The organism is Chryseotalea sp. WA131a (genome assembly GCA_025370075.1).
In the GTDB taxonomy this organism is placed as follows: domain Bacteria; phylum Bacteroidota; class Bacteroidia; order Cytophagales; family Cyclobacteriaceae; genus ELB16-189.
In genome coordinates this window covers 4,251,944-4,264,460 of the sequence record CP073016.1, presented here as the reverse complement: position 1 = coordinate 4,264,460, position 12,517 = coordinate 4,251,944, and the positions used below count along the sequence as shown (strand labels likewise).

The following is a 12,517-nucleotide window of genomic DNA, read 5'->3' as shown; positions in this document are numbered from 1 at the left end:
AATTCTAATTACTAGGGTAACCATTCATCCCTCACAAATTCTCCTCATACGGCTGTATGTCCACCAGCGCACCTGATTCATGAAGAGCTTTAAGGTCGTTCCAAAATTTGGCGGTGTACAATTCTTGGTGATGCTTTGCAAACAGGTTGCGCCAGTCACCTTCGGGCAATAAAAATTTTACCAGCTCCTGTGGGAAAATATCGTTCTCGTTCACGGCATACCACGGTTCGGCACTCATCTCTTCATCATCGTTGCGTGCTTTGGGCATGTCTTTAAATTGGCAGGAAGCCAACGGCACAATTTCATCGTAGTCATAAAATACCACGCGGTTTTCGTTGGTCACACCAAAATTTTTGATAAGCAAATCGCCCGGAAAAATATTGCTCATGGCCATCTCGCGCACGGCATTGCCAAAATCAATCACAGCATGATTGTTCTCTTCGGTCGCCCTTTGCGCATTCAAATATATATTGAGCGGAATCATTTTGCGTTCGGTATAAATATCTTGAAAGCACACCAAGCCACTGCGCACCGATACACTTTGCGAACACTCGCGCAGCAAATAGTCGAGCAAATCTTTTTCAAAATACGCCAATGGCAAACCCAAATACTCGAACCGCTGCGCATCGGCCAAACGGCCCACACGGTCGTGCAGGGCAATGAACCGATATTTTTCAATCACCTCTTCGCGGCTCACCGACTTGGGTGGCCGAAAGTTATCGCGAATCAGTTTGAAGACAAGATCATAGTCGGGTAACGTAAACACCATCATCACCATGCCGGGTATGCCAGGCGCTACCATAAATTGGGTGCGTTGCTGTTGCAAGTGCTGCTGCAAGTGATGAACCACCAATTCTTTACCATGCTCTTGGTAACCCAAGTTCATAAACAACTGCGACTCAGGTTTGGAGGGCATCAGCGAAAGCAAAAATTGAATGAGCGCATGAGCATTGTTGGTAGAAACCAAAAAATACGAACGACTAAAAGCAAACACGTTCTTAAGTTCTTCTTCGGTAGTCAGCACAGCATTTAGCTCAATGCCTTCCTCGGTATGGGCAAACGCAAAACACAACGGGATTTTTCCATTCGATACCTTTAGATACCCCAACCAATACGCGTGTTTGTTTCGGTAGAAAAGATGGGGATAAAAAACTGCTTCGGCAGGAAGAGTTGTAAGCAATTGAATCTTTTCTAAAACCGCCTTGGTTTTGTTTTTTTGATTTAGAATTTGGAAGCCAATATCCATTAACCCTTGCTCGAGCAAAGATTGATTTACATCAACCAAATAATATGATAATAATAGTGGAAGAGGCTCTACTCCTTCCCTCTTATTGAAAAGACTCAACGCCAAATCACCTTTGAAAAAAATCCGGCCAACCGCATCAAAAAAAGTTCTGGCCAATGGATTGTGGTAGGTGGCTTTGTCAAAGTATTCGCCTGTTTGCTTCCACCAACCTACAGTGCTAACGGCTAACTTGGTTTGCTCGCTTAGTTCTTTGGCAATTCGCTCAATGGCCTCATCGTGCAACAAAATACGTTCGCGAACTGCCTCCCGTTGCTCGCGCCATTGCTTCTTCTCAAAGCGCGATTTTGCTCCCTCTGTTAATTCATTAAATCGTTGATAAAACTGCTCGTAGCGTTGTTGAAGAAATTGGGCGGTCAACTGAGCTTCTTGTAGCATATTATGGATTGCATGATTCGCAATACATGGGGTCACAGACGGATCCTTCCGGAAAAAGTTTTTCCTGTTCAAATTCGCAATGCTCACACCGATAAATATGCTTCAACGAAAAACGGGATGGTTTACCGCAGCTATTGCAAGGCAATCCGGCCACGCGCTCATGCACTGCAAAACCAGGAAAGCCACACGAAGGACACGCACATTTAATCTTCTCAATCAAAAGCTCGGTCGCCTCTTGGATTACCTTCATCCGCGTGGGGTTGAGCATCGCACGCATGTCGGTTTCTACCGACACGGTAGAAAATTCACTTTTCAATTTTGTGAAACCCCTCTGGAGTTCTTCCCAAGCGATGATGCCCTTTATGATTTCATTGTCTTTTTTGAGTATCAATCCATGCGATGGAAAGCCTGCTTGGATCGCAAAATTTCGAACTTCATCCCACGAAGTACAATCTAGCTGAGCGTAATTGGTAGAGGTTGAAATTTTATAAGCAGTTATTTCGATGTTGTTTTTTGTGTCCACCAACATTATAATCTCTTCATCCGCAGGAATAAAACCAATCTGCGGATGTGGGCCAAAAGAGCCTTCACTGGCGATGGCTAACGTTTCGCCCGTGAGTTTCAACGCGGCTTTGATTTTCAACCGTGCTGTTTCGAAGGCATCTCCTTTCCGTTCCACTTCGCCTGAAAACGTTCCAAACTTATCGGTATCAAAATCCGGAAACGAGATGGCGTTTGTTTCAAATGCTTGTGCAAACAGCGGAGCAATCACCGATTCCTTTCCATGCTTGGTGGCAATTACCAAATTACGGCACGTGAACAGATTCGGTGGCATAACCCTACCAAAGACTTCCTTGACCTTTCCGAATTCTAACTTTTTAACAGAAGCTGGCTTGGTCATTTTGCTTGGCTTTGCCTACTGTCAGTTGACAATTTTCTTATTGCCCTTGGCCAAGAGAGAAACTTATCTTTCCATCAAAGCGGCAGAGGTTTTCGGTTTTGATGATATCCAAACCTTTTGCATTCACTTGCGAAATGATGTTAATCACATCGGAATAATTTCCGGGTTGATCCATCTTCGCTGAGGTGAAGCGGCAACGCCAATGATCGGTACAGAAAGTTTCTGGCAAACCATCTGGATACACTTTTACACCACGGTTGGTAATGATCACCAATTCAAATCCGTTTGATTTTACTCCGCTCAACATTTTGCCCAATTCATTTGGGTTGCGGTCTGTACCATTCCAATGCAAGAATACATCTACGCCTACCAATTCTTTTTTTGCGGGAATTGTAGGCTTGAAACTACCTAGTATTTTTCGAGCCTCGCCCGCGGCATACGTTACTGCTTTTAATTTCTCTGGTCTGCTGCCCAATCGATTAATGATGGCTTGTGCAAACTCTTTGGTGCCTACTTTTTCTTTGCTCGTTCCTTCTTTAAACAAATCGTAGGTGTGTATTCCATCTTCCAATGTTTTCAACCACGCATTGTGTACTTTCTCGGCTACCTCGGGTTGACCGATGTACACCATCATCTGCACCGCACCCAACAAAAGCCCCGAAGGATTCGCTAAATTTTGACCTGCCCTACGCGGAGCCGATCCATGAATGGCTTCGAACATCGCATAATCTTGCCCGATATTCGCAGAGCCCCCCAAACCAACCGAGCCGGTGATTTGTGCTGCCACATCCGACAAAATATCGCCATACAAATTCGGCATCAAAATCATGTCAAAGGTCTCTGGCGAGTCGGCCAACTTTGCAGCACCGATATCAACAATCCAATGCTCCTTTTCAATGTCAGGATATTCGGTACCGATTTCATCAAACACTTTATGAAACAACCCATCGGTCAATTTCATAATGTTGTCTTTGGTGAAGCACGTGATTTTTTTCCGGTTATAGGCACGAGCATATTCAAAAGCAAAGCGCGTGATTTTTTCGCAACCCGGCCGGGTAATTAACTTCAAGCACTGCGTTACTTCATCGGTTTGCTGATGCTCAATGCCGGCATATAAATCTTCTTCGTTTTCGCGGATAATGACCAAATCCATAACAGGATGTTTGGTGGCAACATATGGATGATACGAAATACAAGGCCGCACATTGGCATAGAGGCCCAATGTTTTGCGAGTGGTTACGTTCAAACTTTTAAAACCTCCCCCTTGCGGAGTAGTGATGGGTGCCTTCAAAAAAACTTTGGTTCTGCGAAGCGATTCCCACGACTCTGGTGCAATGCCCGAAGTATGGCCTTGGCCATACACTTTTTCACCTATGTCAATCTTCTCAATTTTAAGTTGCGCACCCGCAGCTTCCAAAATCGATAAGGTTGCTTCCATGATTTCGGGGCCTATGCCATCGCCATATGCCACCGTAATTGCTCTTTTTTCCGCCATTTTGATTTGATTTTTAGCAAATGTAAAAGATTTACTTGAAATGGTAGTATTGCTTTTATGAATTGAAACAATACTTGAATACGTGAATGTAAGCGTAGTTAATGAGATCAGATTTCTTAAATTTGATGATATAAACCTTTTGATTTATGGCTTGGGAAATACAGGTGAAAGTGAACGAAAAGCTCTATTTGCGCAATCCTGAACTCTCTGAACTGGGTAAAAACATATTATCCATGGGCGCAAAAATGATAGATGAAATGGGGCTTGAAGAATTTACTTTTAAGAAACTCGCGACAGCCTTAAACACCAACGAATCGAGTATCTACCGCTATTTTGAAAGCAAGCATCGGTTATTGTTGTATTTTTTTGAATGGTATTGGCGCTGGATGGAATATCAGCTTGGTTTCCACACACACAATGTAGAAGAGCCTGAAAAGAAGATTGAGATTGTGATTAGAGTGCTAATGTTGAAGCAAGAAAACATGATTGTGCCCGGTGAAGAAATCAACAAAGAATCGCTTCACCGTATTGTGATCAAAGAGGCCTCCAAGACATACCTAACCAAGCACGTTATGGAAGATAATGAAAAACAGTTTTTCAAACCATATAAAGATTTCAATAGCCAGCTAGCGGAAATCATCAAAGCATACAGCCCAAATTACAAATATGCGCGCTCGCTTAGTAGCACATTGATTGAGATGTCGCACTATCAATACTTTTTCATGTACCACTTGCCATCACTTACAGATTTTGGTAGCACCAAAGACGAAAATGAAATGATGAATTTTTTATTAGATTTGGCCTTGTCGAGCAAAAAAGCTCCTTTTATTTCAGTAGTGTCAGATAGAAAATTTGGATCCTAATGACTACACGCAGAAAATTCATTGCAGGTGCAGCAGCTATGGTCATAGGTTCAACAGCATATGGCCAAAAAGAAAAGAAAGGTAATAATCCTCTTGTGCATCATGTCTTCTTTTGGTTAAAAAATCCTGAATCGAAAGAGGATTTAGCCAAATTGATTGAAGGTGTAAACTCTTTGAAAAAAATTAAATCACTCAAGCTTGTTAAAATTGGAGTACCCGCCCTAACGGAAAAGCGAGACGTTATTGATAACTCATACAACCTTTCATTGCTGACAATGTTTGATGATATCAAAGGGCACGATGCTTACCAAGTTGACCCTATCCACACCCATTTTGTAGAAACCTATTCACCCCTTTGGAACAAGGAGACTGTGTACGATTCGATGGATTTCTAGGATTTATAAAATAAAAAAGGGGTTATGTAATCTAACACCTTTCTCAAGCTGCTGAATTATTTCTAATTCTAACTCCTATCCAGTAGGCTTCTACTACAAATTAGGTTGTGGTGTGGTGCGCAAATATGGCTTTATCCGGTTATGGCCCTTCGGGAATTTAGCAGCAATGTCCTCATCCTTTACGGCCATGGTAATGATTACGTCTTCACCGTTTTTCCAATTGGCAGGCGTGGCCACACTATAGCCGGCAGTTAGTTGCAAGCTGTCGATCACTCGTAAAATCTCATCAAAATTTCTTCCCGTGGAAGCAGGATAAGTAATGGTGAGTTTTACCTTTTTATCAGGGCCAATTACAAACACAGAGCGCACTGTAAACTTATCACTCACCTGTGGGTGAACCATGTCATAAAGATTGGCTACTTCAAATTTCGGATCAGCAATAATGGGAAAATTGACTTGTGTATTTTGTGTTTCATTGATATCGCCAATCCATTGGGCATGAGATCCCACGCTGTCCACACTAAGAGCGACTACTTTGGTGTTGCGTTTATCAAATTCTGCTCGCAGCTTCGCTACTGCACCCAATTCGGTAGTGCATACGGGAGTAAAATCGGCCGGGTGAGAAAACAAGACGCCCCAACTGTTTCCCAACCACTCATGAAACTTGATATTTCCTTCCGATGTTTGCGCTTCAAAATCGGGCGCGATGTCTCCTAGTCGTACTGCCATACAGGTTTTAGTATTTTGATTTAAAGGCAAAGGTATTCAAAAGTCTACTATTTCAATAGACTTATCCGTGAATTATTTGGGAATTTGTTCGAGGCTCAAATGCATCCATGGCGTGCCGAAGCTCGTGGGTATTGAATACTTTTACATTTACTGGGATCACTTTTTCCAAACGATTTGCCAAGAAAATGGGTCAAGGGTCATTTCTATTTCTTCTTGGCTAGTTCCTTCTCACGCTTCATAATGCGCGCCAAGGTGCTTTGGGTAAGGATGCGCAGGGTTTCATCTCGTACACCAATAAAGCTATCGCGAATGCCGCAGGTTTTTTCATTGCGGCACTCCTCACAGGGTTCGTAATAATTTAATGAAACACAGGGAAGCATGGCCACTGCCCCATCAATCAGTCGAATAACATCCACCAGATTAACATCTTCTGGCCGTTTATGGAGGTAATAACCTCCACCCTTGCCTTTTTTGCTTTGCAAAATTTTAGCGTGACGCAGCTCTAATAAAATAGCTTCCAAAAACTTCTTAGGGATGTGTTTCTTATCTGAAATTTCTTGTATTTGCACAGGCCCCTGTTCGAATTTTTCTCCCAAATACACTAGGGCATGAATGGCGTATTTACATTTTTTGCTAAGCATGAACCAATATAAACTTTTTCAGAATAATCTTACTTTTATGTGGTAAAATTATTGTTACCGAGATAGTCCCGCTATAGCGGGATGGGTTCAAGTCCCATTTTCGGCTCATACTTAAACTTTTATTGTGATTGTATCCAAGCCCCTGACGGCCACCATTACTTCGTTTATTCTATTTCTACTGATAACATTAGTTGTTATCGGTATGAATATTTACGCCATTATGCTGCGAGGCGCGTGGTACAACTATCTAACCATCGCCTTATTGGCGCCCATTGGCATATTCGTTTTCTATAAAATATTTCTTCGGTATAAAATCATCCGACTGGGGAACAATCAGGTTGAAGTCAATTTCCCGATGTTACGCCAACGAAAAAATTATAAGCTCGAGGCAGTTCAATTTTGGTTCGAGAATCAAGTGAAAACTGGAAAGAACTCTGTTTATAAAGAGTTGGTGATCAAGTTTGAAGATGGCAAAAAAGTTACCTTAAGCCCTAAAGAATCAACTGACTACGAGCGGGTCATTCAATATCTCAAACAAAAACTTGCTAAAAAGAAAATAGATGTAAAATAAGGTAGACAGGCAGGGTGTTTCTGCTGCAAGCAGGCACGAATTTTAGGATTGTTAAATGGGTGCCGAAGGCGGGACTCGAACCCGCACAACTTTCGCCACACGCCTCTGAAACGTGCGTGTCTACCAATTTCACCACTTCGGCAAATGGAAATTTAGGATTTTAGATTTTCGATGTGCGATTTCCCGGTCTTTGATAAATTCAGAAATCTTAAATCGCAATTCTTAAATAAATTTTTGGTGCCCAGAACTGGACTCGAACCAGCACACCTTGCGGCACTACCCCCTCAAAGTAGCGTGTCTACCAATTTCACCACCTGGGCATAAAAAACTCTCGTTTGAGTTGTAAGGGATTTCAAAAGTAGTAATGTTTTTATCTACAATCAAAGTTTTAAGCCTCTCCCATTGTTCCTCCAAAATTCATGGGAAATGTAGGCATATCATTCGTTTGTTTGATTGCACCGAAAGTTGCCTCGTACTTGCTGATGTTATCTTTCAAGGCGGCCAATAATCGCTTGGCATGTTCGGGCGTAATCACAATACGTGATTTAACTTTTGCCTTGGGGACACCAGGCATCAACCTTATAAAGTCGATCACAAACTCGCTGTTAGAATGGGCAATCATGGCTAAGTTAGAATAGATACCTTCGGCAATCTCTTCGGATAGCTCTATGTTAATTTGGTTTTGTTGAGCCTGGATTTTCTCGTCTGCCATAGATTTAATTTGAAATGAGGTAATTTGAAAATGAAGCAAATATAGTTTTCTTCAACTTGATGATTTGAGTATACGAAAAGTGCTCAAATGAAAAGTGCGAATGTTTTACCATCCGCACATTTTCAAATTCTCAAATCACATCCATTTTATTCAGCAAACTCTTTCTCCTTGCTTTTACGCTCAGGAGCATTCACCAAACTTTGATACTCTTCCTCAGAGCCTACAATCAAATCATTCAATCTACGCTGACCTGTTCCAGCCGGTATTAAGTGACCAACGATTACGTTCTCTTTCAAGCCCATCAATTGGTCAGCTTTACCACGAATGGCTGCTTCGCTCAACACTTTAGTAGTTTCCTGGAAAGAGGCGGCAGACAACCAGCTCTCAGTCTTCAACGATGCTTGGGTGATACCTTGCAACGTAGGGCGAGAAACAGCTGACAATGCATCGCGTACCTCCACCGCACGCTGATCCTTTCTCTTTAGCGAAGAATTCTCATCGCGCAGCTCACGAGCCGTAATGATTTGTCCCACTTTGAATCGAGCAGAATCGCCTGATTCCATCACTACCTTCTTATCCAAAATAGTATCATTCAATTCGCGGAATTCAAATTTATCAACATACTCTCCAGGCAAGAAGGTGGTATCACCTGAATCGATGATCTCCACTTTTTGCATCATCTGGCTAACGATACACTCGATGTGTTTATCATTGATCTTCACACCCTGTAGACGGTACACTTCTTGAATTTCGTTCACTAGGTATTCTTGTACAGCGGTCGGGCCTTTGATCGACAAAATATCAGACGGAGTAATCGCACCATCCGAAAGAGGCTGACCTGCTTTTACAAAGTCATTGTCCTGCACCAAAATGTGCTTCGACAATGGCACCAAGTAACGTTTTTGAACGCCATCTTTTGATTCGATGAATATCTCTCTATTACCGCGTTTGATACCACCGTATGTTACCACACCATCAATCTCACTTACCACAGCAGGGTTCGATGGATTACGTGCCTCAAACAATTCCGTAACACGTGGCAGACCACCGGTAATATCACGGCTCTTGCCCATGGTGCGTGGAATCTTGGCCATTACTTGTCCGGCTTTGATTTTCTCACCTTCATCTACTGCTAAGTGAGCACCCACTGGCATGTTATAACCCTTTGTATCGGATTTGCCTTTTACAATCACCGAAGGGTTTTTAGTCTTATCGCGTGTATCGGTAATTACTTTTTCTCTATGACCGGTTTGTTCATCTGACTCTTCTTTGTAAGTGACACCTTCAATAATTGCTTCGTACTCGATCTCTCCATCAAACTCTGAAAGGATAACCGCGTTGTAAGGATCCCAATAGCAAAGCTCTGCACCTTTTTCAACTTTCTGTCCGTCTTTCACTTTTAAGTAGGCTCCATAGGGCACGTTGTTGGAAATTAACACGCGCTTCTCTTCATCTAAGATTCGGATTTCACCTGTGCGGCCCATCACCACTTTTACTTTGTTCTCATCCTTGTCGGTTGTATCGACCGTACGGATGGCTTCAAATTCAATCGTACCCGAGAACTTCGATTTGATGTTCGCATCAACGGCAATGTTAGAAGCTGTACCACCCACGTGGAACGTACGAAGTGTCAACTGCGTACCCGGCTCACCGATTGATTGTGCTGCAATTACACCTACGGCCTCACCTGCTTGCACCATTTTTCCAGTGGCCAAGTTGCGGCCGTAGCATTTTGCGCATGCTCCGAACTTTGTTTCACAAGTCAACACCGAACGAATTTCTACTTCTTCGATATTGGTTTCGTCTATCTTCTTGGCAATCTCGTCTGTAATTTCATGGTTTGCTTCACACACCAACTGCTCAGTTAGTGTGTCGTAGATATCGTGTACTGTTACACGACCCACAATACGTTCAGACAATGGCTCAACAATATCTTCATTGTCTTTCAGGGCCGTTACTTTCAAACCGCGCAATGTGCCGCAATCTTCTTCTGTAATTACCAAGTCATTGGCAACATCCACCAAGCGTCTTGTCAAATATCCTGCATCAGCAGTTTTCAACGCTGTATCAGCCAAACCTTTACGAGCACCGTGTGTAGAGATAAAATACTCCAACACATCCAATCCTTCCTTAAAGTTAGAAAGGATAGGGTTTTCAATAATTGAACCTACAGAGCCTGCCAAATTTTTCTGAGGCTTTGCCATCAAACCACGCATACCACCTAACTGACGAATTTGTTCGCGTGATCCGCGCGCACCTGAGTGCATCATCATGTAAATGGAGTTGAACCCTTGTTGATCTTCTTCCAACTGCTTCATCAGCGTGTTGGTCAACAATGTGTTCGTACGTGTCCAAATATCAATTACCTGGTTGTAGCGCTCGTTATCAGTAATCAAACCCATCATGTAGTTGTTCCACACTGAATCAACTTCTTTTTGAGCATCCTCTACCAATTTTTTCTTTTCTGCAGGGATTTTCACATCGCCCAAGCCCATCGACAAACCACCACGGTACGCCATTTGGAACCCAATATCTTTAATATCATCTAAGAACTTAGCCGTTTTTGCCTGACCTGCATATTTGAATACATCCGCAATGATGGTCTGCAATTTTTTCTTGGTCAGCAGTTCATCCACAAATCCTACTTCTTCAGGAACTACTTGGTTGAAAATGACACGACCCGTTACCGTCTCAATCATTTTTCTGGTTACCGTACCTGATTTCTTATCTTTCACATTCGCCCTTACCTTGATGATGGAATGCTTCGAAAGTTTGCCTTCGTTATAAGCAATCACCACTTCATCTGCCGAATAGTAAGTCTTGCCTTCGCCCAGTTCACCTTTTCTACCTTTGGTCAAGTAGTACAAGCCCAACACCATGTCTTGAGAAGGTACAGTAATCGGAGCTCCGTTGGCAGGGTTCAAAATATTATGCGATGAAAGCATCAACAACGAAGCTTCCAAAATTGCTTCTTGCCCAAGCGGAATGTGAACCGCCATCTGGTCACCGTCAAAGTCAGCGTTAAAGGCTGTACATACCAACGGGTGTAACTGGATCGCTTTTCCTTCTATCAACTTTGGTTGGAAAGCTTGGATACCCAAGCGGTGAAGTGTTGGGGCGCGGTTCAAAAGAACAGGATGTCCTTTCAATACGTTTTCCAAAATATCCCACACCACAGGATCTTTGCGATCTACTATTTTCTTTGCTGACTTAACCGTTTTTACAATTCCTCTTTCAATCAGTTTGCGAATGATAAAGGGTTTGAACAATTCCGCAGCCATATCTTTAGGCAAACCGCACTCGTGCAATTTCAACTCTGGGCCTACCACAATTACCGAACGGCCTGAGTAGTCAACGCGCTTACCCAATAAGTTTTGACGGAAACGGCCTTGCTTACCTTTGAGCATGTCGCTCAATGATTTCAATGCACGGTTACCATCGCTACGAACTGCATTTACTTTGCGTGAGTTATCGAACAATGAATCGACTGCCTCTTGCAACATGCGTTTTTCATTACGCAAGATTACTTCCGGAGCTTTGATATCAATCAATCTCTTTAGACGGTTGTTGCGGATAATAACACGTCTGTAAAGATCATTCAAATCTGATGTAGCAAAACGGCCACCGTCCAATGGCACCAATGGACGCAATTCAGGTGGAATTACGGGCACCATTTTTATGGTCATCCATTGTGGTCTGTTTTCCACGCGCGTATTGGCATCGCGGAAAGCTTCTACCACTTTCAATCTCTTTAATGCTTCCGCTTTTCTTTGTTGTGAAGTATCGGTAGCGGCTTGATGACGGAGCTCATACGAAAGCTCATCTAATTTAACACGGCTCAACAGCATCTCCAACGCATCGGCACCCATCTTCGCGATGAATTTCTTTGGATCGTTGTCGTCCAACAATTGATTCTCGCGAGGAAGTTTGTCAACAATATCTAAGTACTCTTCCTCCGTCAAGAAGTCCAAACGGTTTACACCGTCTTCTTCCTTGATGCCGGGTTGAATAACTACATATCTTTCATAGTAAATGATCTGATCTAATTTTTTGGTTGGTAAGCCCAACAAGTAACCAATCTTATTTGGCAACGAGCGGAAATACCAGATGTGTGCCACGGGCACTACCAACTCGATATGACCCATGCGCTCACGTCTTACCTTCTTCTCGGTAACTTCTACACCGCAACGATCGCAGATGATGCCTTTGTACCGAATGCGTTTGTATTTACCGCAATGACACTCCCAATCTTTTACAGGACCGAAAATACGCTCGCAAAACAAACCGCCCATCTCTGGCTTGTAGGTTCTGTAGTTGATGGTTTCAGGTTGTGTGATCTCACCGTGTGAGCTTTCCAAAATAGATTCTGGAGAAGCCAAGCTAATGGTGATTTTTGAGAAGTCGTTGTTGATCTTTTTATTTTTTCTGAAAGACATGCTTATTGAGTTTTCAGTTTAACTAATTCATTATAAAGTCTGAAAGTCGGCTAGACCAAAAATCTGTTAGTCTTTCTGACTTTACAGACTTTT

General features: G+C 42.7%; 10 protein-coding genes and 2 tRNA genes. 3 read left to right on the top strand and 9 right to left on the bottom strand.

Translation table 11 applies throughout. The annotated features are described in order from the left end of the window. Nucleotides 1-31 precede the first annotated feature (31 nt). The 3 genes from aceK to KA713_19595 are packed head-to-tail and all read right to left on the bottom strand — an operon-like array spanning nt 32 to nt 4,077. On the bottom strand, nt 32-1,681 hold the full coding sequence (gene aceK / locus KA713_19605) for a bifunctional isocitrate dehydrogenase kinase/phosphatase (GenBank protein ID UXE66618.1): 1,650 nt from the start codon (nt 1,679-1,681) through the stop codon (nt 32-34). Nucleotide 1,682: 1 nt separating this feature from the next. Continuing rightward, on the bottom strand, nt 1,683-2,582 hold the full coding sequence (locus tag KA713_19600; protein UXE66617.1) for a hypothetical protein: 900 nt from the start codon (nt 2,580-2,582) through the stop codon (nt 1,683-1,685). A 37-nt stretch (nt 2,583-2,619) separates the two neighbouring features. Then, complete coding sequence (locus KA713_19595; protein ID UXE66616.1) at nt 2,620-4,077, bottom strand: NADP-dependent isocitrate dehydrogenase; 1,458 nt, start codon at nt 4,075-4,077, stop codon at nt 2,620-2,622. 146 nt (nt 4,078-4,223) lie between these two features. Here KA713_19595 and KA713_19590 point away from each other — a divergent pair, with 146 nt between their 5' ends. Together KA713_19590 and KA713_19585 are read left to right on the top strand one after the other, a co-directional pair. After that, nucleotides 4,224-4,940 carry a TetR/AcrR family transcriptional regulator gene (locus tag KA713_19590; protein UXE66615.1) on the top strand — a complete coding sequence of 239 codons (717 nt, stop codon included), beginning with the start codon at nt 4,224-4,226 and terminating at the stop codon, nt 4,938-4,940. After that, nucleotides 4,940-5,335: a Dabb family protein gene (locus KA713_19585; GenBank protein ID UXE66614.1), complete on the top strand. Its 396-nt coding sequence runs from the start codon at nt 4,940-4,942 to the stop codon at nt 5,333-5,335. The genes KA713_19590 and KA713_19585 overlap by 1 nt, the downstream gene beginning before the upstream one ends. 93 nt (nt 5,336-5,428) lie before the next feature. Here KA713_19585 and KA713_19580 read toward each other — a convergent pair whose 3' ends face one another. Both KA713_19580 and KA713_19575 read right to left on the bottom strand, forming a co-directional pair. Continuing rightward, complete coding sequence (locus tag KA713_19580; GenBank protein UXE66613.1) at nt 5,429-6,064, bottom strand: peroxiredoxin; 636 nt, start codon at nt 6,062-6,064, stop codon at nt 5,429-5,431. 203 nt (nt 6,065-6,267) lie between these two features. Then, nucleotides 6,268-6,705: an Rrf2 family transcriptional regulator gene (locus KA713_19575; GenBank protein ID UXE66612.1), complete on the bottom strand. Its 438-nt coding sequence runs from the start codon at nt 6,703-6,705 to the stop codon at nt 6,268-6,270. 124 nt (nt 6,706-6,829) lie between these two features. Between KA713_19575 and KA713_19570 the strand changes: the two genes are divergently transcribed. Beyond that, complete coding sequence (locus KA713_19570; GenBank protein UXE66611.1) at nt 6,830-7,276, top strand: hypothetical protein; 447 nt, start codon at nt 6,830-6,832, stop codon at nt 7,274-7,276. 60 nt (nt 7,277-7,336) lie between these two features. On the opposite strand, the gene KA713_19565 is transcribed toward KA713_19570, so the two are convergent. From KA713_19565 to rpoC, 4 genes are all read right to left on the bottom strand, one after another. Then, nucleotides 7,337-7,418: transfer RNA gene (locus KA713_19565), tRNA-Leu, on the bottom strand. Nucleotides 7,419-7,511: 93 nt separating this feature from the next. After that, a tRNA-Leu gene (locus KA713_19560) sits at nt 7,512-7,596 on the bottom strand. A 68-nt stretch (nt 7,597-7,664) separates the two neighbouring features. After that, nucleotides 7,665-7,988, bottom strand: coding sequence for a DUF3467 domain-containing protein (locus KA713_19555; GenBank protein UXE66610.1), 324 nt, complete (start codon nt 7,986-7,988; stop codon nt 7,665-7,667). Between the two features lie 146 nt (nt 7,989-8,134). After that, on the bottom strand, nt 8,135-12,424 hold the full coding sequence (rpoC, locus tag KA713_19550; protein ID UXE66609.1) for a DNA-directed RNA polymerase subunit beta': 4,290 nt from the start codon (nt 12,422-12,424) through the stop codon (nt 8,135-8,137). Nucleotides 12,425-12,517: the final 93 nt, after the last annotated feature.

Coding starts and splice junctions, on each gene's coding strand:
- aceK (UXE66618.1), bottom strand. CDS start 1,681: ATGCTACAAGAAGCTCAGTTGACCGCCCAATTTCTTCAACAACGCTAC.
- KA713_19600 (UXE66617.1), bottom strand. CDS start 2,582: ATGACCAAGCCAGCTTCTGTTAAAAAGTTAGAATTCGGAAAGGTCAAG.
- KA713_19595 (UXE66616.1), bottom strand. CDS start 4,077: ATGGCGGAAAAAAGAGCAATTACGGTGGCATATGGCGATGGCATAGGC.
- KA713_19590 (UXE66615.1), top strand. CDS start 4,224: ATGGCTTGGGAAATACAGGTGAAAGTGAACGAAAAGCTCTATTTGCGC.
- KA713_19585 (UXE66614.1), top strand. CDS start 4,940: ATGACTACACGCAGAAAATTCATTGCAGGTGCAGCAGCTATGGTCATA.
- KA713_19580 (UXE66613.1), bottom strand. CDS start 6,064: ATGGCAGTACGACTAGGAGACATCGCGCCCGATTTTGAAGCGCAAACA.
- KA713_19575 (UXE66612.1), bottom strand. CDS start 6,705: ATGCTTAGCAAAAAATGTAAATACGCCATTCATGCCCTAGTGTATTTG.
- KA713_19555 (UXE66610.1), bottom strand. CDS start 7,988: ATGGCAGACGAGAAAATCCAGGCTCAACAAAACCAAATTAACATAGAG.
- rpoC (UXE66609.1), bottom strand. CDS start 12,424: ATGTCTTTCAGAAAAAATAAAAAGATCAACAACGACTTCTCAAAAATC.